Here is a 21357-nt window from a genome sequence, read left to right on the forward strand (position 1 = left end):
AGGTAATCAGGTCCTGGACACAATCATTTCCAGCAAAAGCGCGATTGTTGTGTTGCGATAGAGTACTTCCGACGCTTCAGTTTAAACTGGAAATGCTCTTCCCTGCCAGCTCCAGAACGACCCGCGCACCGATCTCGCCAGACGGCTGCTCGGTCGCCATGATCGAAGCAACCTTATCGAATCCGTCGAGTTGTGCCTGCCGTGCCGATCCGGGCTTCATCAGCCGCTCGAGATTGCGAGCAAGCATTCCGGGGCGAACGAATTCATTGAAATACTCAGGCACTACCGGCTCATCGGCTATGATGTTCGGCAGAGCCGCGCTCCAGATGGTTATCTTGGGCATCAGAAACTTGCGTGCAAACCAGTCCGCCTTATAGGAAAGCACACTTGGGATACGTGAGAGAGCCAGTTCCAGTGAGACCGTCCCGGAAGCGGCAAGCGCCGCATCAGCCCTGGAAAAAGCTTTCCACTTTTCCTCATCGCCCAGGACAATAAGCGGTTTGACCGCCCAATTCTTCGAAAGATCCCGCACCATTTCCTCGATGCGCGGCAGTGTCGGCAAAACCACATCAAGTTTTTCGGTTCTGGCAGCAAGTTCACCAACAGCCTGCCCGAACGGTTCCATCAGCGTCTGGATTTCAGTACGGCGAGACCCCGGTAGAACAAGCAGCGTTTTGCGGGATTCATTAGACCGTTGCACTTCCAGTGCTTTTTGTTCTGCCCTTGCCCGCAATATCGGCTCATAGCCGGAAAGGCGGTGCCCGACATAGGTGGCACTCGGTCCACTCAACTTTTGCATGACCTCCACCTCAAATGGAAGAATGGTCAACACGTGGTCAAAATAGGCTTTCATCGCCCGGGCACGCTGCGGTCGCCAAGCCCACACACTCGGCGCTATATATTTTACAATGGGAATGGACGCATTCGCTGCCCTGATCCTTTGGGCAACACGGTGCGTGAACTCGGGACTATCGATCAGAAGAACGCAATCTGGCTTCTCCGCAATGATGCGTTGCGCGGTCTGCCTAATGCGCCGCATCAGCCCCGGTAAATTCTTGAGAATTGCGCCCAGCCCCATAAGGGCAATTTCGTGCGGATCAAAGAAAGACTTCATGCCCCGGGCCGCAAGGTGATCGCCACCGACGCCGACGATATCAACAAGCCGGTCTGTCTGGTTTCGTAGTGCATCAATCAGATCAGCACCAAGAAGATCACCGGATTCTTCACCGGCCACGATTGCTATTTTCAGAGGCCGGCTGTTGGTGCTCACGTCCGGGCATCCTTTCTCTCCCGACTGACTGTCTCTATGAAGAGACCCTCGTCGTTTGCTGCAGCGATGGTTTCACCGAAGCCTAGAATGAATGTCCTGCCTGCCTCAACTGCTATTCCCGATAATCCCGCTTTGGCGGCATTCTCGACTGTTGAAATCCCGATGGTTGGAAGGTCGGCTCTTTCATCCTGCTGCGGCTTTGCCATCTTGACGAGAACACCGCCCCGGCGAGGTATGCGGCGAGCCGCACGCAACTCCCGCACACGTTCGATCATTTGATCTGTGCCTTCCGCTCCTTCGAGGGCCACCACACGTCCGCCGACCGCAATTGCGCCCTGCCCGACATCGAGATCACCGAGGCGAAGCGCAGATTCCATCGCAAGTTCAAGATTATGGCGTTCTCTGGAGTCTGGCACGGCTCGAGTCAGAATTTGAGCCGGTGATGGGGAAAGCAGATCCGGGACAACTTCATGAGCCCCGACAACTTTGAAACCAAAAGATTCCAGCAGACCAATGAACGCACGCAAGAGCGCATCGTCCCCTTGTCCCAGTGCCCGCAGAACATAAGGCACCGCCCGCAGCGTAGGCCAGTCAAGCTTCAAATCGCTGACATGAGGGCGGCTCGTCACGCCACCGGCGAGGACAACCCGATCCACTCCCGCAGCTTTCATAGAGCGCACCAGCTTTGCAAACTCTACGATCGAGATTTCCTGATGTTCATACTTGTAAAGTATCGGGTCGGCTTCTCCGCGCAGCGGCACAAGGAAGGGAGAGTTTCCCGCTGTCGCCAGAGCCTCCGCCACATTGATCGGCAGCAGGCCGTTCCCGGCGATAATGGCAACGCGCCCCGCATGGTCTGCGAGACGCTGGATTTTCTCAATCTTCGCCGCTGTCATGTCCGGCCCCGCCATGCACCGCATCAAGCGGAGGTGTACAGTAGGCACGCTTGGTATCGACGTTGATGAAGTCGATCATATCGATGACAGCCGGGGAGCCCGGTATTGCAATTAGAACGTCTTTGGCGCGGTCCCGAATCGGCTTTGTACGGTCGAACAGCATCCTGACAGCATGACGAAGATTATGAATTTCCTTGCGCTCCATACCAGAGCGCTTCATGCCGACGATATTCAATCCGCCAAGATGAGCATGCACGCCTATCGCCATACCGTATGGGATAAGATCGCTCACAACAGCAGCCATGCCACCTACGAAAGCGTGGTGTCCAATACGCACGAATTGATGGATAGCCGCGCCACCGCCCAGAATGGCGTGGTGTCCGATCGTCGTATGGCCGCCAATCATCACATTGTTGGAAAATGTGACGTAATCGCCAATATCGCAATCATGCGCTACATGAGCATAAGCCAGAAACGAACAGTTGTCGCCAACCGAAGTATATCCCCGTGCGCTGTCCGACCCTTTGTGCATGGTCACGCCTTCACGGATCAGGCAGTTCTTTCCGATGTTCAGCTTGGTGGGACCACCCTTATGCTTGTTGTTCTGCGGATCGCACCCCAGAACAGCGTGCGGATAGACCCTGGCTCCCTCGCCAAGCGTCGTCGCGCCCGTTACAACCACATGGCTCATCAATTCCGAATTGTCGCCAATGACGGCGCCAGACTGAATATGACAGAAAGGGCCGACAGACACACCCTGCCCCAGTTCCACACCCTGCTCTACGAGAGCGGTGGGGTGAATGAATGTTTCTTTCATTGATATGCTCACTGGTTTTCTTCAGCTGTGCTGATCATGGCAGCGACTTCAGCTTCCGCAACCTTCACACCATCAACTTCCGCAATGCATTCATATTTGGAGATATTTGCGCGTTGCTTGATCTTCTTGACATGAAGCAGAAGCCTGTCACCCGGTATGACGGGCCGACGGAATTTCGCATTGTCGATGGTCATGAAATAGACCACGCCCGGACGCCCGGTCTTGCGCTGAAGCAGGGAAATAGCGCCTGCCGTTTGTGCCATGGCTTCGACAATCAATACGCCCGGCATGATCGGCTTTTCGGGAAAATGGCCTGTAAAATGCGGCTCGTTGATTGTCACATTCTTGATGCCGGTCGCAGAGACGTCACCGTCAATGTCGACGATACGATCAATCAGCAAAAACGGATAGCGATGCGGCAGCACTGCCAGAAGGTCCTGGATATCTGCTGCTTCCAGCTTGGTCTGATTTGCATCACTCATCAGAGGATTGCTCCTTTCTCGATTGCCCGATGCTGCGGATATTCGCAATATCGCGGAACCACTGCTTGATAGGCCGCGCGGGAATACCACCCCAGCGCTCACCATCGGGTATGTCATTCATAACGCCACTCGCCGCGGCAACCTGCACGCGCGAACCGATGATCAAATGGTCAGCAAGGCCCACACGTCCACCCAGCATCGTCTGGTCACCGATAACGCAGCTGCCGGAGATGCCGCAATGTGCGGCAATGATGCAAAAGCGGCCGATCCGCACATTGTGCGCGATCTGGACAAGATTATCGACCTTGGTGCCTTCACCGATAACGGTGTCATTCAACGAACCACGATCCACCGTCGTATTGGCGCCGATCTCGACATTGTCCTGAATAATGACCCTGCCGAGTTGGGGAACTTTTTCCAGACCAGCCGGGCCTGGGACGTAGCCGAAACCATCTTGCCCAATCCGAACGCCCGGATGAAGCGCAACCTGGTTGCCGATAAAAGCACATTGTACGGTAACGCCCGGCGCAATATAGCTGTTGCGACCGATCTGGCTACCTTCCCCAATGACCGCAGTCGATGCGACCAGGGTACCGCTACCAACGGTAACGCCCTTACCGATCACTGCTCCGGCTTCGATGGTCGCGCCATCCTCGATATGGGCGGTCGGGTGAATGATTGCCGCCGACGAAATACCTGTTTCACCAAACCAGCTTACCGGCCTGACCGACGCAGGAAAAAGCATCCGGCCCACGGAGGCAAAGTCGCGTTGGGGATTGCGGGTCACCAATGCAGCTATATGCGACGGTACTATGTCCGCTACGGCTTCCGTACACAAAACCCCGGCCGCACTGATCGATGAAAGTCCATCGGCGTTCTTTTTGCCCTCCACGAAGACAAGAGAACCTTCAGTAGCATCTTTAAGAGAAGAGAGACGCGCAACAGAACGCGGCGCAAGCTTCGCATCGCGAAGTCTTGCACCGGTAAAATCTGCTATATCGCCAATCGTGAGTTCACGCGAAGGCGCGAAAAAAACAGGATCTGCCATCAAAACACTTTCTTTCCCGGGGTTGTTATACCCCGGGAAAAGGCAAATCTATTAGAACTTGGTCGAAACACCGAAGTTGAAGTTCTGAACCTTGTCGGTATCAGCCTTCGCGATCGGGAACGCATAGTCAAAGCGCAGCGGACCGAACGGAGAAGCCCACATCAAGCTGACACCTGCCGAAGCACGAAGCTTTTTGTCGTCGCCGTAGATCGGAGAACCGCCCTGCGAGGAGTCGTTGCCATAAAGCGTTGCAGCGTCTGCGAACACGGCGCCACGGATACCCAGGCTCTCAGGAACCAATGGCATCGGGAACTGAACTTCAGCCGTACCATTGATGTAGGTCGTGCCGCCCATCCAGTAACGCTTGCCGTTCGCAGCATCCTGGTACGGACCGATACCATTGAACTTGAAGCCACGAATGATGTCCGAGTTGTTCTTGAACAAGTCGAAGATACGAACGCCATCATCACCAAATTCATGGATATAACCACCACCGATGCCCAGCATACCGACGATATCGGCTTCCTGAGAAAGCGTCTTGTAGTAGTTACCCTTGAACGTGGTCTTGATGTACTTGGCGTCACCACCCAGACCAGCAAACTCCTGCGTGAACTTTCCATAAAGACCGTCATGCGGGTTCTTCATGTCATCGATGGAGTTATAGGTCAGCGAATAGCTGATCGAAGAACGCAACCACGGGCTATGTTCGGCAGCTTCAAGCAAGGCTGGAGCATAGTAGTTATCGGCATCCGCCCGGAAGAGGTCGTACTTTTCCTGAACCAGGTTATACGCGATACCCGCCGAGAAGTTATCCGTGATTGGCAGACCGAAACGGATGGTACCACCGGTCTGCTCGACGTCGTAGTCGTCGTTTACGCGGTATGTACGACGGAAAACGTCAAAGCCAGCCGAGAGGCGGTAACCGAGGAAATATGGCTCGGTAAACGACAGGCCGTAATTGCGCATATCGTCCTGACCGGCACCCGCGCTGATACGGATATACTGGCCACGTCCGAGGAAGTTACGCTCGGTGATAGCAGCTTCAACCTGCGCACCTGGCGATTCACCACCGGTGGTATAGCCACCACCAATCGAGAATTCACCGGTCGACTTTTCAACGACATCGACAACCAGAATGACCTGATCCGGCTCAGAGCCAGGTGCGGTCGAAATGTTGACGGTCTGGAAGAAATCAAGCGCCTCGAGACGACGCTTTGCGCGCTGCACCATGACCTGATTGAAGGCATCACCTTCATTCACATCGAATTCGCGGCGAATCACGAAATCGCGGGTTTTATCGTTGCCGCGGATTTCAATGCGCTGAATGTAAGCGCGCGGACCTTCATCGACGCTGTAAACGACCGAGATCGTGCGGTTTTCGAAATCACGATCGCCACGCGGCTCGACTTTCGCAAAAGCGTAACCGCTTCCGGCGACATTTTCGGTAACCGCCAGAACAGAATCCTCGATTTCCTTCGCGCTGTAAGGCTTACCCGAGCGCGTCTTGACCAGATGATCCAGAGCCTGCCCGTCGACACCAGCCACATTGCTCTCGACGCTGACATTGCCGAACGTATAGCGCTGACCTTCATCGACCGTGATGGTGATCGTGTATTCGTTCGTCGAAGGATCGAGAACAGCATTGGACGAAATGACGCGGAAATCCGCATAGCCGCGATTGTAATAGAAACGGCGGAGCGTTTCTTCGTCAGCCTGAAGACGACCTTCGTCGTAGACGTCGTTACGCGTCAGCCACGAAAGCGGATTCGAACGCTTGGTCGAAATCACATCACGCAGACGACGGGCACTGAAAGCCTGATTGCCGACAAAATCGACGTTCGCAATCTTGGTGCGCGAGCCTTCGTTGATTTCATAAACAACGTTTACACGACCCTGACCGAGATCAACGGTACGCGCATTCACAGTCGCATCGCTGCGCCCGATATGTGCATATGCTCCCTTGATTGCCTCGACATCCGCTTCCATCGTTGCAGCATCGTAAGGCGAACGAGCCTTGAGCTGAACGGCGCGGGCAAGATCGGGATCCTTGATCTTCTTATTGCCCTGGAAGAGGACATTGTTGACAACCGAGCGCTCGGTAACGTTGACGACGAGCGTGCTGCCGGACTGGTTGATGCGAACGTCCGAGAACAGCCCCATCGCAAACAGACGCTTCACCGCAGCATCAATATCGGCGCTGGTGAAGGCCTTGCCCGGACGAATATCGATATTGTCACGGATGGACTGCGCGTCGACGCGTGTATTACCGCGTACCTCGATACGGCTAACGACAGCAGCCCCGGCAACATTGACCGAAGCCAGCGAGAGTGCAGCAGTACCCGAAGCCACAAGAGCCACTGACATGGCGAGCGCAGAAGCGGCGCCAAAGAATTTAGAACTTGCCGTCATAGGCTTTCCGAACCTTCGTTTCTTTCTGTCCCCGGGGCGATTAACCCAGAAAAGCACGTACAGATACAACCGTCATACCCGGTTTTTCCATACAAGCAAGCGTCACGGTTAAATTCTGTTTACTTAAGCAACCAGCGTGGCATCCGCGCCACGCGATTTAGGTGTTATGGTAAACAAATCGCTTAGCTTTTCCAGCAGTCACTCCCAACCTTCATTTCTGTTTAACACCTTCCCCAGTCCTCGCCGGAGAAGAAACGCATCATAGCGGTTTGCTCGCTGGAACCTCCAGCCTGCACCGATCCCCAAGATCACCACCTGAGCCAGCCGGAGAGTCATCTAGCAGGCAAACAGGTCGTTGAAAAGTACGAACCCCATGAATCCCATAACAAGTAAGAACCCGGCACGATAGAAAATATCCTGCGCCGGGGCAGACACCGGACTGCCCTTGATGGCCTCCACCGCATAGAAAACCAGATGACCGCCATCCAGCGGAGGCAGCGGAAACAGGTTCAAAAGCCCGATGCCGACAGATAACATCGCCATCAACTGGATGAGCCAATCAAATCCCTGGCTTGCTGCCTTGCCAGCCATATTGGCAATCTTGACCGGCCCACCAAGCTGGCATTTATCCTCACGACCGACCGCAAAGCGCTGAAAAAACTCTCCGGTGCGACCAATAATATAGCCCGTTTCCATGACAGCCTGTGCCACTGATTCGAGCGGGCCATATTCAATCCGGCGGAAATTGCCTACAGCTTCAGTGGTTTCCACACCGATAGCGCCAAGCTTGATTTTGTTTCCAAGCGGATCGGTGCGCTCGACAATTGCCGGAACGGCTTGAAGATCAACCATCTTGCCATCACGCTCGACAGTGAAATTCAGCTTGTCCCCGGCTCGCCCGGATACGATGCGCTGCACATCGGAAAAAGTGGTGATTTTTTCGCCGTCCACGCTGATGAAGCGATCTCCAGCCTCAAACCCGGCCTCAGCCGCTGGACTGCCCGGCTGAACACCCGCGATAAGCGGATCAGAAATCTGACGGCCGTAAAGCGCGAAGAACACACTGAAGATGACGACAGTCAAAATAATATTGAAAGCAGGTCCAGCAAAGACCGTCGCCGCGCGCTTCCAAACAGGTTGGGTGTGAAACGCCCTTCGCTGCTCATCCACGCTCAGGCTCGCATTATTGACGTCCACCGGAGAACTCGTGGCACTCTCATCGCCAATGAACTTGACGTAGCCGCCAAGCGGGATGGCGGAAATCTTCCATCGCGTTCCGTGCTTATCCGTGAAACCGATCAATTCGGGCCCAAAACCGATGGAAAAAGCCTGGGAGCCGATGCCGCACCAGCGCGCAACCAGATAGTGGCCCATTTCATGGACAAAGACCACAACGGTCAAGACAAACAGAAAAGGAATGATGGTCCCGACAAGCAGGCTTTCGCCACCCAGAAAAAAGGCCAACGCGTCCTGCAAATCACTGCTCCTTACAAAACACCAGCGGGTCGCCAAAAAACCGAATGAATTTAAACAATTCCTTGCGCCCTTAGAAACTGAAGAAAATCGCGGACGGCACGTCTGGCTCGGCGAAAATTGCACCAAACAGGTACAAAAGTGCGGCAGCAGCTACAAGTCCGTCAACACGGTCCAATACACCGCCATGTCCCGGCAACAGACGCCCTGAATCCTTTGCGCCGAACTGGCGCTTCACCCAGGATTCCGCGAGATCGCCGATCTGCGATACGATAGACAGCAGGAGCGCGAGCAGCGGTACAAGCCAACTGCCTGGAGCCGCCACCAGAGAGGCAACCAGGATGCCACCGGCCACCGCGGCAGCGGCGCCACCGATGGCGCCGGACCACGTCTTGTTCGGCGAGAAGCGCGGCGCCAACTTCGGCCCACCCAATGCCCGACCGTTGAAGTAGGCTGCGATATCTGTGGACCAGACCACAGCGAAAAGAAAAACAATGGCTGTAAAGCCGAAAGGTTCGTCGCCGCGCAGGAGCGAAAGCGAAACGGCGGAGAAACCCGCATAGAATAGTCCTGCCGCCGGCCAGCCGCGCCCTGCCCGCCATTGGATGAGCAAAAGTATGAGCGTGCCCGCTATCAGAACGCCGATGGTCAGCAACGCAGAGCGGTCCATAACGAGCAGAATACTTGTAAGAACCAGCCATCCCCAACCGAATACTCGCGAGAAAAGTGTCTGCTTGGGTGCGGACAAGCTGGTCCACTCATGGAACATGGCCAATCCGATCGCAATCGAAAACAGCGTAAAACCCAAACCGCCAATCCATGTCAGCCACAAGGCAGCTGCACCGAGAACAATAGCAGTAATGATACGGGTTTGCAGATTGGACATTGAGACCTTTCGACGGACCGGCTTGCGCCTTACTAGAGCATTTCAGTGGTTCCGATTCTCAGGAACCACTTTAGACTGCCGCCCCCTTGGTCGAAGGGCATGCGATTTCTTCTTCGAGTTCTTCAACTCCTGCCCGCACTTCAACACCGCCGAATCGACGCTCCCGCTGGCGAAAAGCATCATAGGCAGCGTCGAGGTCCGATGAACGAAAATCGGGCCAGTGAATGGGCAGGAATAGGAATTCCGAATATGCCGCTTGCCAGAGCAGGAAATTCGACAGCCGCATTTCTCCGCTCGTGCGGATGATTAGATCCGGATCGGGTATCCCCGCCGTATCAAGATTTGCGGAAATCAGTTCAGCGGAAATGGACGCCGGATCAAGCAGGCCGGCGGCAACGTCGCGCGCCAGGCTTCGCACGGCACGAACGATCTCGTCGCGGGAACCGTAGTTGAAAGCTATGATCAGATTGAGGCCGGTATTGCGATGCGTAAGCGTCTCCGCTTCTACCAATAGCGTCCTGATATCGGGGGCAAGCTCCTCGCGTTCGCCGATGATGCTGACGCGCACATTATTGCGGTGCAGCTCCGCGAGATCGCGACGGATGAAAATCTTCAGCAAGCCGAGGAGGTCATTCACCTCGCCACTCGGGCGCGACCAATTTTCAGAAGAAAATGCGAACAAAGTCAGGTAGCCGAGGCCACGATCCCCGGCTGCCCGCACTGTCTCGCGAAGAGCTTCGACACCTGCCCGATGTCCGGCACTGCGGGGCAAGTTGCGTGCCTTCGCCCAACGGCCATTGCCATCCATGATAATGGCGATGTGGCGCGGTTCGGACATGGCGAAGCTCTCCTTCAATGAAAATCATGCAAGTCCTAGACCTGCATGATCTCCCCTTCTTTCACGGCAACGATCTTATCCATCTCTGCAATGGTTTCGTCGGTCAGCTTCTGCACTTTTTCCGACAGAACACGGCTATCATCCTGACTGATGAGGCTGTCTTTCTCCAGCTTTTTCAGCGTATCCATGCCGTCGCGACGCACATGGCGGGCAGCGATGCGGCCCTGCTCGGCGTATTGATGTGCAATCTTGACCAGTTCCTTGCGGCGCTGTTCATTCAACTCCGGCAGCGGAATGCGAAGCGTCGTACCGTCGGTGATCGGATTGAGGCCGAGGCCAGAATCGCGAATTGCGCGTTCCACGGCGCCCACCATGCTCTTGTCCCAGACGGAGACCGAAAGCATGCGCGATTCTGGAACGGTAATATTTGCAACCTGGTTGATCGGCATTGTCGAGCCATAGGCTTCAATCACGATCGGCTCCAGCAAGCTTGCAGAAGCACGGCCCGTGCGCAGGCCACCAAGATCGTGCTTCAAAGAGTTGATAGCGCCTTCCATGCGGCGTTTCAGGTCGTTGATGTCGAAAGCATCACTCATGCATTTTCTCCTTCGATACGCAGCAAGGGCCGATCAATTATCGGAAACGATCGTGCAGCGCCCCTTGCCTTGCAGAATTTCGGCCAAGCCGCCGTTTTCATGGATGGAATAGACTATTATCGGAATGTTGTTCTCACGCGCAAGGGCAACAGCGGCTGTATCCATGACCGCAAGCCCGCGATCGAGAACTTCCTTGTGCGTCAGACGATCGAAACGCGTGGCGTTCGGATCTTTCTTGGGGTCGGCGGAATAAATTCCGTCGACCTGCGTGCCCTTCAAAAGCGCATCCGCCTCGATTTCGGCAGCGCGAAGAGCCGCCGCCGAATCCGTCGTGAAGAATGGATTTCCGGTACCGCCAGCAAAGATCACGACCTTGCCCTCATCCATGTAGGCCGTAGCCTGTCTCTGGGAGAAACTCTCACAGATTTCAGGCATGGCGATGGCCGAGAGCACGACAGAGTCGACACCGATCTTGTGCAGTGAGGTACGCAGCGCAAGAGAATTGATGACCGTGGCCAGCATTCCCATGTGGTCGCCCGTCACGCGGTCGCCACCTTTCGAGGCCACTGCCACGCCACGGAAAATATTGCCGCCGCCAATGACGACGCCAACTTCGACCCCAAGCGACCGTGCCTGCTTGATATCGCTTGCAATACGGTCTGCAACGGAAACATCGATGCCAAAGCCCTGGCTGCCCATCAATGCCTCACCTGAGGCTTTCAAAAGGACGCGTTTGTAGGCGGGTTGACCTGGCATTGGATGCTCTCCGCAGATGGTGATCAAGTGGATGTGTTCGGGTTCCGATACACGAAGGGCACCGCGTTGTCACGCGATGCCCTTCGTAATCAAAAGCCTTTTCAGGCAATCAACGCATTCCGAAAAGGGAAAACCTATTTTCGGGCGAGATGCGCTGAAAAACAGACCCGCTTAGCCCTTGGCAGCAGCAGCTACTTCAGCAGCAAAGTCGGTTTCTTCCTTTTCGATGCCTTCACCGAGAGCGATACGGGCAAAGCCCGTGATCTTGGCCGGCGCACCGATGGTCTTTTCAGCTTCCTTGAGGGCAGCTGCAACCGTCAGGTCAGGATTGATAACGAAAGCCTGCGAAAGAAGAACGACTTCTTCGTAGAACTTGCGCATGCGGCCTTCGATCATCTTTTCGATGATATTGTCCGGCTTGCCGGATTCGCGAGCCTGCTCGATGAAGATCGCCTTTTCGCGCTCGGCAGCAGCCGGGTCGACATCTTCGGCGGTCAGAGCCAGCGGGTTGATTGCAGCAACGTGCATGGCAACCTGGCGACCGAATGCGTTTGCAGCTTCTGCATCGCCAGCGGTTTCGATTGCAACGAGAACGCCCAGCTTGCCGAGGCCATCAGCAACACCGTTGTGAATGTAGGTCGCGACAACGCCCTGCGGGACGGTCAGCGCAGCCGAACGGCGGAAGCCAATGTTCTCACCGATGGTGGCAACAGCGTCCTTTGCCGTTTCGGTAACGGTCTTGCCATCGATCTTGGCGTCGGCCACAGCTTCGGTCGAGCCATCGGTCGACAGAGCAGCTTGGGCGATCTTGCGGACCAGATCCTGGAAAGCATCGTTGCGGGCAACGAAGTCGGTTTCGGAGTTTACTTCAACGACAACAGCCTTGTTGCCGGAAGCTGCAACGCCGACCAGACCTTCAGCAGCCGTACGGCCGGCCTTCTTGTCAGCCTTTGCAATACCCTTGGCGCGCAGCCAGTCAACGGCAGCGTCGATGTCGCCATTGGTTTCGGCAAGTGCTGCCTTGCAGTCCATCATGCCGGCGCCGGTGAGGTCGCGGAGTTCTTTGACGAGAGATGCGGAAATGCTCATGATGTCGCCTTTCATGAAAGCGAAGGCACACCGAAGGGGTGTGCCAACTTTTAACCGGCGCTTGGTTTCTGGATCGCGACCTGACCTGAGCGTTGCACTACAGGAATCACAATCTCGCACCGGGATGAAACGAGATTATCCACCCGCCCTATCACAGATATGACGGATGGATGAAATCATACGCTGATTAAGCGCCTTCAGCCGGAGCTTCGAGGGCTGGTTCTACCGGAGCCTCAGCCTGCGCACCGATGTCGATGCCCATCGCGCCCTGCTGACGCGCAATGCCGTCGAGAGCAGCGCGGGCAATCAGATCGCAATACAGGGCGATAGCGCGTGCGGCGTCATCGTTGCCCGGGATCGGGTAATCGATCTGGTCCGGATCGCAGTTCGAATCGATCACGGCAACGACCGGAATACCAAGACGCTTGGCTTCCTGAATGGCAATCGCTTCCTTGTTGGTGTCGATGATGAACATCAGGTCCGGGACCGAGCCCATGTCCTTGATACCGCCGAGGGCGCGGTCAAGCTTTTCACGCTCGCGCTCAAGGTTGAGGCGTTCCTTCTTGGTGAAGCCCTGAGCTTCGCCAGCCAGCAGTTCGTCGAGCTTGCGCAGACGCTGGATCGAGTTGGAGATCGTCTTCCAGTTCGTCATCATGCCGCCAAGCCAGCGTGCATTGACGTAATACTGAGCCGAACGATTGGCAGCATCGGCAATGATGTCCGAAGCCTGGCGCTTCGTGCCGACGAACAGAACGCGACCGCCGCGGGCAACCGTGTCCGAAACGATCTTCAGCGCGTTGTGCAGCAGAGGAACGGTCTGGGACAGATCGAGAATGTGGATATTGTTGCGGTCACCATAGATGTATGGTGCCATTTTCGGGTTCCAGCGGTGGGTCTGGTGGCCGAAGTGAACACCAGCTTCCAGAAGCTGGCGCATGCTGAAATCAGGCAATGCCATCTTTATTTTCCTTTTCCGGTTTAACCTCCACGGGCTGAGGCGATTTCTCGCCACCGGAGGTTTTTGCCGGATTTCTCCCGACAAAAGCCCAATCCCGTGTGTGGAATAAGCGCGCTGTTAACTGATCGCGCCGGAAAATGCAAGTCGTCTGCACAATATTGCACTGAACGGGCTAACAAACATGCCCACCAGCGCGCCTACTTGCAGGCTCCGGCCTGTTTTGCCGCATCGTATACATCAAGCTTCACGAGTTTTCCTCTCATGGAGAAATCTCCATAATCCATGGTAAGGTCGCGGGTAATTCCGTTACGATAAAGCTTGAAATTGATGCGATAGATGGGCAGGCCGTCCTGCTTTTCCTTGTCATCGAAATAGGCAATCGTTATCGGCCAGACCTGATCCTTGGAAAACTTGCCCATGATCTTGGTCTCGTCGTCCGGCAGCGCCTGTTCCTTGCCGACGACAACGGTGGTTGCAACCACCCGGTCGGCATCTTCGGAAGCATCAAACAGCGATGTCTGGTAGAATTTCTGCCCGGCCTCCGCCTTGCCGATCAGTTCTTCCATATGACCAGTGGGAAATTGCGTTCCCTTGAGGTTAAGCTTGTTTTCCTTCGGCTTGCTCAACTCGACGACGGTCTTGCCGCCCTCGAGCTTCGCGTCACCACGCACTTCCTTGACCAGTTCTTTGTCCACGAAGGTCTTGTTGACGAAGCGAAAGTTCTTTCCGTCCGCTCCTTCGAACGTCGTCGTCTGCTGGTCGGTCACGCGCTGCGGCTGCTCTTCCATATCGATCCGCGTCACGAAACGGAAATTGGTGGTGTAGCCTTCACATGCCGATCCGTTAAACTCATAGACCATGCGGCCGGTCAAACCACTGATCCCTGATTTTTCATCGGCTCGATCCAGAGTCAGATCATAGACTGCGCGATGTGGAACCAACGTTACCGTCGAGGCCGCATGAGCGGCAACCGCAAATCCGGCCCATATACAAGCAGCCGTTCCACTCGCCGCAACCGCACTCTTGAAAAAACGCATACATGAATCTCCCGATGAGTTGACGAGCATGATAAAAAAACTCGTGGCGGAAGCGAGGCAAAAAAAGCACCCTTCCCCAAAGCTTCACCGATTCTGCTTATAGGTAGATCGCGAAGTACCTTTGCAAGCAAGGATTAATATAATGACCGACACGATCGACAGCCGCCTTAAAAATCTGGGTATATCCATCCCTGAAGCCGCCGCACCCGCCGCAAACTATGTTCCTTTTGCCCAAAGCGGCTCTTTGCTGCTCACTTCTGGCCAGCTTCCCCTCGAAGGCGGCAAGCTGGTGCACACTGGCCAGATCGGAGACGAGCTGACAGTTGCGCACGGACAAGCGGCGGCACGCGCCTGTGCTGTCAACATTCTTGCCCAGGCAAAGGCGGCACTGGGCGACCTCGGCCGCATCAAGCGAATTGTAAAAATTACGGCTTTCGTAGCTTCAACGCCCGACTTTGTGGAGCAGCATTTGGTTGCCAATGGCGCATCCGATCTCCTCGTCGCAGTCCTCGGCGACGCTGGCAAACATGCCCGCTCCGCAGTCGGCGTTGCCAGCCTGCCGCTCAACGCACCTGTCGAAATAGAAGCAATCATCGAGGTTGCGTGACATGACGTCCATTGACTGGATCAAGAAGCGCCCCGTCGCTCATCGTGGATTGCACGATCTTAACAAGGAACGCTGGGAAAACACCCTCTCGGCGTTTGAGGCGGCAGCCAAAGCAGGATTCGCCATTGAATGCGATGTTCATCTCACCCGTGATGGCGGCGTGATCGTCTTTCATGATGACGAGCTGAAGCGTCTCGCCGGTCGCGAAGGCTACATCAGCGATTTGACGCTTGCCGAAGCGACCGCGCTCAAGGTCGGCGGCACCGCCGATCATGTGCCGACGCTTCGTCAGATGCTGGATCTGGTCGATGGCCGTGTTCCTCTTGTCATCGAATTGAAGGGCATAGAAGGTAAGGATGACGGTCTGGTGGCCGCCGTTGCCAAAGAACTGGCGTCTTATAAGGGCGAAGCGGCGATCATGTCTTTCGATCACCACCTGATCCGCCGCTTTGCAGCAGATGCGCCGGGAATCCCGGGAGGGCTTACCGCCGAAGGTACCCGCACGGAAGATTTTGAAAGACATTTCTCCATGCTGGCGCATGGCATTTCCTTCGTATCCTATAACGTGCATCATCTGCCCAACCCGTTCGTCACTTTCGTTCAGAAGAAGTTGCACATGCCGGTGATCAGTTGGACAGTTCGAGATCGCGAAATGCAGAAGCATAGCGATCTCAATGTCGATCAGATCACGTTCGAAGGTTTTGATCCACGCGCCCTGTTAGCTTGACGACAACACGCCGAGCGCCGCAACATGCGCGATAACGGCAAAGGAATAGCGGTGAACGACGAAGACCCGCGGAATGAGCAAAGCTTCGTTCTCCGTGTCGTTGAGAATATCAGCGAATTCACGAAGGACGAATGGAGCAGTCTTGTCGGGGCTTCCCGACAGGACGCGAACTACAATCCCTTCATTACCCGTAACTTCCTGTTGGCTCTGGAAGAGTCGGGCTCGGTTTCCCGAAAGGCGGGCTGGCTTCCGAAGCATTTGCGCCTTGAAGACGATCGGGGCAGTCTCATCGGAGTGGTGCCAAATTATCTCAAAGGACATAGCCAGGGCGAATATGTCTTCGACCACGGCTGGGCGGATGCTTTTGAGCGCGCCGGAGGCCGATATTACCCCAAATTTCAGGCAGCAGTGCCCTTCACTCCAGCTACCGGCCCGCGCCTTATCAATCACGTCGCTTATGAAAGCGAAACGGTTCGACTGGCGCTGGCTGGCGGATTGCGGGAACTGGCGGACCAGACCGGTGTTTCATCGGCGCATGTTACATTTGCACTGCCCGATGAGATCATCGCACTGGAGCGCGCAGGCTTTCTCCATCGCACTGATCAGCAGTTTCACTTTAAAAACAACAACTTTAAAAGCTATGATGACTTTCTGAGCGAACTTGTATCCCGGAAACGCAAAGCGTTAAAAAAAGAACGCCGCGAGGCTTTGTCGGACGGCATAGAAATCGACTGGCTGACCGGCAGCGACCTCACGGAAGCCGTCTGGGATGATTTCTTTGCGTTTTATATCGATACGGGCAGCCGCAAATGGGGTCGGCCCTATCTGAACAGACAGTTCTTTTCGCTGATCGGCGAAAGTATGGCCGAGGACATTCTGCTCATCATGGCAAAACGCAACGGGCATTATATCGCCGGTGCAATCAATTTCATCGGGGGTGACACGCTCTTCGGCCGGCACTGGGGCTGCATTGAAGATCATCCCTACCTGCATTTTGAGGTTTGCTATCATCAGGCAATCGATTTTGCCATCGATCGAAAACTGAGTGTCGTGGAGGCAGGCGCACAAGGCGAGCATAAAATCGCGCGCGGTTATGTGCCGGTCACGACCCATTCGGCGCATTATATTGTCCATGAAGGTTTTCGGAATGCAGTGCGTGATTATCTTGAGCATGAGCGCCGCGAAGTCGAGCAAATCCAGAGCGCTTTGCATGAACACTCCCCATTCAGGGACGCATGAACCGATCCACCTTGCCTAACAGGAATAGATGCGGTCTGATCCATTCAAACATTCCGCATTGGAGAGAATCGCATGCCCGCTACCTACGACGACAATAATATCTTCGCCAAGATTCTGCGCGGTGAAATTCCATCCACCCGTGTTTATGAAACCGACGATGTCGTTGCCTTCATGGATGTGATGCCGCAAGGCACGGGCCACACGCTGGTCGTGCCAAAGGCACCTTCCCGCAACCTGCTCGATGCCAAGCCGGAAACCCTCGCGAACGTTATTCAGGTTGTGCAAAAAATCGCACAGGCCGTAAAAACGGCTTTCAACGCCGATGGGGTAACGGTCATGCAATTCAACGAACCTGCATCCGGCCAGACCGTCTATCACCTGCACTTCCATGTGATCCCGCGTTTTGAAGGCGTCGCGCTCAAGCCCCATACGGGGCAGATGGAAGACGCCGCAGTTCTTTCAGCAAACGCTGAAAAAATCCGCGCAGCAATTTGATATGACTCAAACTTTCAAAGTGTAAGCAGACCGATCACCAGCAGGATTTCCGCGACCAGAACACCGACCAGCAATCGTTTGCCGGTCATGATGAAAGCGGCAAATCCTGCCACGGCGGAACCAGCGCGCAGCCACAGCGGCGAGTTGGCCAATTCTCCATTGGGATAGAGAATAAGCTGCGCAATAACGCCTGCAACCAGCGCGGTTGCGATGCATCGTACGAGAACAAGCGCCTCGGAATCCTCTCGTACCCGCCCGCCAACCAGCACTCCCATCACGCGGAACAAATAGGTTGGCAGCGCTCCTGCCAGCAGGATAAACACGAACGGCCACCACCAGGTTGAAAAACTGTCCCAGTTCATTCACCCGCTCCTGCTGGGATTTGACGCATCCTATGAAAGCCGAACGCTATCAGCCCGCCGAGAATACCCGTGATCAGCAGATCGTATCCCGGGGCCAGATGATGGAATATGGGAAACAGAGCGATCCCGCAAACCATCGCAACCTGCCCTGCTCGCTCCCTGGCTGAACGCCAGAGCGATGTCAGAAAATACATCGGCGTCAGCATGAAAAGTGCCGCAAAAACGATTGGTGGAAAAGACGTCGATAACGAATAGACGATTGCGACGATGATCGCATTGGTTCCCACCAGCACCATTCCGATTCCCGCAAAATAACTGGTTCGCATATCACGCGGTATCTTGCGCAACTCTTCCATGGCCATGACCCACGCGGTGACAGCCACGAAATGACACAAGGCCGCGAGCGTCAGTTTCCGGGTCTTCGGACCCTGCAGTTCGGGAAGCAATGCAACTACCATCGGCATCAAACGCACCGACGACAGCCCAACGGCGAGAGCTGCGGCAGGCAAAGCCACGCCGGCGCTGATCGCGCCGATCAGAACGACCTTGGCCGGAAGAGCCCAGATGGTCAGGGTCATGAAAACCGCCTGGACAACTGTAATTCCGCTTTCGATGGCCAGCCCGGCAAAACCGATGAATGAACTCATCAGCAATAGAGCCGGAATGCTGCAAATGCGCATACAACCGCGCAGAAACCATCGTATGTGGCGTTGATCTTCTGGATTATGTTCAGGAGGACTGAGATGAATCGGTGGCATGGAGCCACGTTAGAGCAAGGACCAAGCAAGTTGCACCCGGTTTCTTCCGCCCGAATAGGAAAACCTCAGTTTTCGTCCATGCTCGTCACGGATTCAAGAAAAACGGCCCCCGGAGGGGCCGTTTCTATCCCGACTATTTCTTGCGCGGCACCTTCGGCACCGAGGACTTGGTCGCCGAAGACTTCGAGGACGTTTTGGGTGCCGGGTCGTCCTTGCCCGCCAGCACTTTTTCCTTTTCAGCCTTCTTCGGAGCAGCCTTCTTGCGTTGCAACTGCTTCTTTTCAGCCGGAATGTCCTTTTTCGGACTGACCGGCTTGTCGGCGACACTTTCCAACGACAGATCGGTTTTTCCGTCAGGCTTGGTCACCACGTCCACGCGAACCGTGCCGCCGTGCTTGAGTTTTCCGAACAGCACTTCATCGGCCAATGGCTTCTTGATGTGCTCCTGGATAACCCGGCCCAGCGGACGTGCACCCATGCGCTCGTCGTATCCCTTGTCGGCCAGCCAGGCGATTGCACCTTCGGTCAGTTCGAAAGTCACACCGCGTTCAGCAAGCTGTGCTTCAAGCTGAAGCACAAACTTCTGCACTACCTGATGGATGACCGGAACCGGCAGCGGGCCGAACGGAATGATCGCATCCAGTCGGTTACGGAATTCCGGCGTAAACAGACGGTTGATCGCTTCCATGTCATCGCCTTCGCGACGTGTGGAACCAAAACCGATTGCTGCCTTGGCCATATCCGACGCACCAGCATTGGTGGTCATGATCAGGATCACATTGCGGAAGTCGATCTTCTTGCCGTTATGATCGGTCAGCGAGCCATGATCCATTACCTGCAACAGGATGTTGAACAGGTCGGGATGCGCCTTCTCGATTTCATCGAGCAGCAGCACGCAATGCGGATGCTGATCGACCCCATCTGTCAGAAGACCGCCCTGATCGAATCCGACATAGCCGGGAGGGGCACCAATAAGCCGCGAGACGGTATGGCGCTCCATATATTCCGACATATCGAAACGCAGCAGTTCGACACCGAGCGAACTTGCCAGTTGCTTGGCGACTTCCGTCTTGCCGACGCCAGTAGGGCCGGAGAACAGATAAGAGCCGATTGGCTTGTCCGGTTCACGCAGTCCTGCACGGGCGAGCTTGATTGAGGCCGACAGAGCTTCGATTGCCAGATCCTGACCGTAGACGACGCGCTTCAGCTCGGCATCCAGATGTGACAGAACTTGTTCGTCATCCTTCGACACCGATTTCGGCGGGATACGGGCCATCGTTGCGATTGTCGCTTCGATTTCCTTTACGCCGATGGTCTTTTTGCGCTTGTTCTCAGGCAAGAGCATCTGGCTGGCGCCCGTTTCGTCAATCACGTCGATTGCCTTGTCAGGCAGCTTGCGATCCGAAATATAACGCGCAGACAATTCCACTGCCGTCTTGATGGCATCGACGGTGTATTTGACCTTGTGGAAATCCTCGAAGTAAGGCTTCAGCCCCTTCATGATTTCAATCGCATCCGGGATCGAAGGCTCGTTGACATCGATCTTTTGGAAACGACGCACTAAGGCGCGATCTTTCTCGAAGAACTGACGATATTCCTTATAGGTGGTGGATCCGATGCAGCGGATAGCGCCCGACGAAAGCGCAGGCTTCAACAGGTTCGACGCGTCCATTGCGCCCCCTGAGGTAGCGCCAGCGCCGATGACCGTGTGAATTTCATCGATGAACAGGACCGCACCCGGATACTCCTCGAGTTCCTTGACGACCTGCTTCAGGCGTTCTTCAAAGTCACCACGATAACGGGTGCCAGCCAGAAGCGTACCCATGTCGAGCGAGAATATCGTCGCGTCGGCCAGCGCCTCGGGCACCTGTCCTTCAACAATCCGCTTGGCGAGACCTTCGGCGATGGCGGTTTTGCCGACACCCGGATCGCCCACATAAAGCGGATTATTCTTCGAACGGCGGCAAAGCACCTGAATGGTCCGGCTGATTTCGCTGTCACGTCCGATCAGTGGATCGATGCGTCCAGCCTTGGCTTTCTCATTGAGATTGACGCAGTAAGCCGACAGCGCGTCCTGCTTTTTCTTCGCACTTTCTTCCTGCTCGGTGCTTGTCCGTTCTTCGCTCGGGCTCTCCGCGCCGCGAGGCGGACGGGTTTCGCTGCTCTGCGGACGTTTGGAAATGCCGTGCGAAATATAATTCACGGCGTCGTAACGGGTCATCTGCTGTTCCTGGAGAAAATAGGCAGCATGGCTTTCCCGTTCCGCAAAGATGGCAACCAGCACGTTCGCGCCAGTCACTTCCTCACGGTTCGAGGACTGCACATGGATGACCGCACGCTGGATGACCCTCTGAAACGCGGCAGTGGGTTTGGAATCTTCATCATACCCCGTGACCAGGTTATCAAGTTCGCGATCAATATAATCGGTAACGATACGCTTGAGATGCTCAAGGTCGACGCTGCAGGCACGCATCACTGCGCCCGCATCCTGATCGTCGATCAAGGCAAGCAAAAGGTGTTCGAGCGTCGCATATTCGTGATGCCGCTCGTTTGCTATTGTGAGGGCTTGATGCAGGGCCCTTTCAAGGCTTGGGGAGAACGATGGCATATGACC

At 55.3% G+C, this 21357-nt stretch carries 21 protein-coding genes; 4 read left to right on the forward strand and 17 right to left on the reverse strand.

The window, feature by feature from the left end:
• Window positions 1–76: 76 nt before the first annotated feature.
• From lpxB to eipB, 14 genes are all read right to left on the reverse strand, one after another.
• Window positions 77–1270, reverse strand: coding sequence for a lipid-A-disaccharide synthase (gene lpxB, locus OINT_RS06330; RefSeq protein ID WP_006466939.1), 1194 nt, complete (start codon window positions 1268–1270; stop codon window positions 77–79).
• The gene (locus OINT_RS06335; protein WP_006471607.1) at window positions 1267–2166 is read right to left on the reverse strand and encodes an LpxI family protein; all 900 of its coding nucleotides are present in this window, start codon (window positions 2164–2166) and stop codon (window positions 1267–1269) included. Before OINT_RS06335 ends, lpxB begins: the two co-directional genes overlap by 4 nt.
• Entirely contained in the window at window positions 2147–2983 is an 837-nt protein-coding gene (gene lpxA, locus OINT_RS06340; RefSeq protein WP_006471608.1) for an acyl-ACP--UDP-N-acetylglucosamine O-acyltransferase, read from the reverse strand. The genes OINT_RS06335 and lpxA overlap by 20 nt, the downstream gene beginning before the upstream one ends.
• 8 nt (window positions 2984–2991) lie before the next feature.
• Entirely contained in the window at window positions 2992–3465 is a 474-nt protein-coding gene (gene fabZ / locus OINT_RS06345) for a 3-hydroxyacyl-ACP dehydratase FabZ (RefSeq protein ID WP_006466942.1), read from the reverse strand.
• A complete protein-coding gene (gene lpxD, locus OINT_RS06350) occupies window positions 3458–4513 on the reverse strand; it encodes a UDP-3-O-(3-hydroxymyristoyl)glucosamine N-acyltransferase (protein WP_006471609.1) in 1056 nt (351 codons plus the stop codon). The genes fabZ and lpxD overlap by 8 nt, the downstream gene beginning before the upstream one ends.
• A gap of 51 nt (window positions 4514–4564) precedes the next feature.
• Window positions 4565–6922 carry an outer membrane protein assembly factor BamA gene (gene bamA / locus OINT_RS06355; RefSeq protein ID WP_039852621.1) on the reverse strand — a complete coding sequence of 786 codons (2358 nt, stop codon included), beginning with the start codon at window positions 6920–6922 and terminating at the stop codon, window positions 4565–4567.
• A 336-nt stretch (window positions 6923–7258) separates the two neighbouring features.
• Window positions 7259–8398 (reverse strand): RIP metalloprotease RseP, encoded by a 1140-nt coding sequence (gene rseP, locus OINT_RS06360; protein ID WP_006471611.1) that lies wholly within the window; start codon window positions 8396–8398, stop codon window positions 7259–7261.
• 70 nt (window positions 8399–8468) lie between these two features.
• On the reverse strand, window positions 8469–9281 hold the full coding sequence (locus tag OINT_RS06365; RefSeq protein WP_006466947.1) for a phosphatidate cytidylyltransferase: 813 nt from the start codon (window positions 9279–9281) through the stop codon (window positions 8469–8471).
• Between the two features lie 70 nt (window positions 9282–9351).
• Window positions 9352–10119 (reverse strand): isoprenyl transferase, encoded by a 768-nt coding sequence (locus OINT_RS06370; protein ID WP_006471612.1) that lies wholly within the window; start codon window positions 10117–10119, stop codon window positions 9352–9354.
• Window positions 10120–10154: 35 nt separating this feature from the next.
• Window positions 10155–10715, reverse strand: a complete 561-nt coding sequence (frr, locus tag OINT_RS06375; RefSeq protein ID WP_006466949.1) for a ribosome recycling factor — start codon at window positions 10713–10715, stop codon at window positions 10155–10157.
• Between the two features lie 33 nt (window positions 10716–10748).
• Complete coding sequence (gene pyrH / locus OINT_RS06380) at window positions 10749–11471, reverse strand: UMP kinase (protein WP_006471613.1); 723 nt, start codon at window positions 11469–11471, stop codon at window positions 10749–10751.
• 171 nt (window positions 11472–11642) lie between these two features.
• Complete coding sequence (tsf, locus tag OINT_RS06385) at window positions 11643–12560, reverse strand: translation elongation factor Ts (protein WP_006471614.1); 918 nt, start codon at window positions 12558–12560, stop codon at window positions 11643–11645.
• Window positions 12561–12747: 187 nt separating this feature from the next.
• Complete coding sequence (gene rpsB / locus OINT_RS06390) at window positions 12748–13518, reverse strand: 30S ribosomal protein S2 (RefSeq protein ID WP_006466952.1); 771 nt, start codon at window positions 13516–13518, stop codon at window positions 12748–12750.
• A gap of 197 nt (window positions 13519–13715) precedes the next feature.
• Window positions 13716–14555 carry a cell envelope integrity protein EipB gene (eipB, locus tag OINT_RS06395; RefSeq protein WP_006471615.1) on the reverse strand — a complete coding sequence of 280 codons (840 nt, stop codon included), beginning with the start codon at window positions 14553–14555 and terminating at the stop codon, window positions 13716–13718.
• Window positions 14556–14697: 142 nt separating this feature from the next.
• Between eipB and OINT_RS06400 the strand changes: the two genes are divergently transcribed.
• The 4 genes from OINT_RS06400 (at window position 14698) to OINT_RS06415 (ending at window position 17623) form a co-directional block, all read left to right on the forward strand.
• Window positions 14698–15162 carry a RidA family protein gene (locus OINT_RS06400; protein WP_006471616.1) on the forward strand — a complete coding sequence of 155 codons (465 nt, stop codon included), beginning with the start codon at window positions 14698–14700 and terminating at the stop codon, window positions 15160–15162.
• A gap of 1 nt (window position 15163) precedes the next feature.
• On the forward strand, window positions 15164–15889 hold the full coding sequence (locus tag OINT_RS06405) for a glycerophosphodiester phosphodiesterase (protein WP_036565143.1): 726 nt from the start codon (window positions 15164–15166) through the stop codon (window positions 15887–15889).
• A gap of 51 nt (window positions 15890–15940) precedes the next feature.
• Window positions 15941–17128, forward strand: coding sequence for a GNAT family N-acetyltransferase (locus OINT_RS06410; protein WP_006471617.1), 1188 nt, complete (start codon window positions 15941–15943; stop codon window positions 17126–17128).
• Window positions 17129–17200: 72 nt separating this feature from the next.
• Entirely contained in the window at window positions 17201–17623 is a 423-nt protein-coding gene (locus OINT_RS06415) for an HIT family protein (protein ID WP_006466958.1), read from the forward strand.
• Between the two features lie 14 nt (window positions 17624–17637).
• Here OINT_RS06415 and OINT_RS06420 read toward each other — a convergent pair whose 3' ends face one another.
• From OINT_RS06420 to clpA, 3 genes are all read right to left on the reverse strand, one after another.
• The gene (locus OINT_RS06420; RefSeq protein ID WP_006466959.1) at window positions 17638–17985 is read right to left on the reverse strand and encodes an AzlD domain-containing protein; all 348 of its coding nucleotides are present in this window, start codon (window positions 17983–17985) and stop codon (window positions 17638–17640) included.
• On the reverse strand, window positions 17982–18632 hold the full coding sequence (locus OINT_RS06425) for an AzlC family ABC transporter permease (protein WP_006471618.1): 651 nt from the start codon (window positions 18630–18632) through the stop codon (window positions 17982–17984). The genes OINT_RS06420 and OINT_RS06425 overlap by 4 nt, the downstream gene beginning before the upstream one ends.
• Before the next feature lie 244 nt (window positions 18633–18876).
• Window positions 18877–21351: an ATP-dependent Clp protease ATP-binding subunit ClpA gene (gene clpA, locus OINT_RS06430; RefSeq protein ID WP_006466961.1), complete on the reverse strand. Its 2475-nt coding sequence runs from the start codon at window positions 21349–21351 to the stop codon at window positions 18877–18879.
• Between the last annotated feature and the right edge of the window lie 6 nt (window positions 21352–21357).

The organism is Brucella intermedia LMG 3301 (assembly GCF_000182645.1).
Lineage (GTDB): Bacteria > Pseudomonadota > Alphaproteobacteria > Rhizobiales > Rhizobiaceae > Brucella > Brucella intermedia.

Bases quoted from the DNA above. Each gene is read 5' to 3' on its own strand.
- OINT_RS06415 (WP_006466958.1), top strand. From the start codon at position 17,201: ATGCCCGCTACCTACGACGACAATAATATCTTCGCCAAGATTCTGCGC.
- bamA (WP_039852621.1), bottom strand. From the start codon at position 6,922: ATGACGGCAAGTTCTAAATTCTTTGGCGCCGCTTCTGCGCTCGCCATG.
- OINT_RS06365 (WP_006466947.1), bottom strand. From the start codon at position 9,281: ATGTCCAATCTGCAAACCCGTATCATTACTGCTATTGTTCTCGGTGCA.
- OINT_RS06405 (WP_036565143.1), top strand. From the start codon at position 15,164: ATGACGTCCATTGACTGGATCAAGAAGCGCCCCGTCGCTCATCGTGGA.
- OINT_RS06335 (WP_006471607.1), bottom strand. From the start codon at position 2,166: ATGACAGCGGCGAAGATTGAGAAAATCCAGCGTCTCGCAGACCATGCG.
- frr (WP_006466949.1), bottom strand. From the start codon at position 10,715: ATGAGTGATGCTTTCGACATCAACGACCTGAAACGCCGCATGGAAGGC.
- OINT_RS06370 (WP_006471612.1), bottom strand. From the start codon at position 10,119: ATGTCCGAACCGCGCCACATCGCCATTATCATGGATGGCAATGGCCGT.
- clpA (WP_006466961.1), bottom strand. From the start codon at position 21,351: ATGCCATCGTTCTCCCCAAGCCTTGAAAGGGCCCTGCATCAAGCCCTC.
- OINT_RS06425 (WP_006471618.1), bottom strand. From the start codon at position 18,632: ATGAGTTCATTCATCGGTTTTGCCGGGCTGGCCATCGAAAGCGGAATT.
- fabZ (WP_006466942.1), bottom strand. From the start codon at position 3,465: ATGAGTGATGCAAATCAGACCAAGCTGGAAGCAGCAGATATCCAGGAC.
- OINT_RS06400 (WP_006471616.1), top strand. From the start codon at position 14,698: ATGACCGACACGATCGACAGCCGCCTTAAAAATCTGGGTATATCCATC.
- OINT_RS06420 (WP_006466959.1), bottom strand. From the start codon at position 17,985: ATGAACTGGGACAGTTTTTCAACCTGGTGGTGGCCGTTCGTGTTTATC.
- lpxD (WP_006471609.1), bottom strand. From the start codon at position 4,513: ATGGCAGATCCTGTTTTTTTCGCGCCTTCGCGTGAACTCACGATTGGC.
- eipB (WP_006471615.1), bottom strand. From the start codon at position 14,555: ATGCGTTTTTTCAAGAGTGCGGTTGCGGCGAGTGGAACGGCTGCTTGT.
- pyrH (WP_006471613.1), bottom strand. From the start codon at position 11,471: ATGCCAGGTCAACCCGCCTACAAACGCGTCCTTTTGAAAGCCTCAGGT.
- rpsB (WP_006466952.1), bottom strand. From the start codon at position 13,518: ATGGCATTGCCTGATTTCAGCATGCGCCAGCTTCTGGAAGCTGGTGTT.
- lpxA (WP_006471608.1), bottom strand. From the start codon at position 2,983: ATGAAAGAAACATTCATTCACCCCACCGCTCTCGTAGAGCAGGGTGTG.
- tsf (WP_006471614.1), bottom strand. From the start codon at position 12,560: ATGAGCATTTCCGCATCTCTCGTCAAAGAACTCCGCGACCTCACCGGC.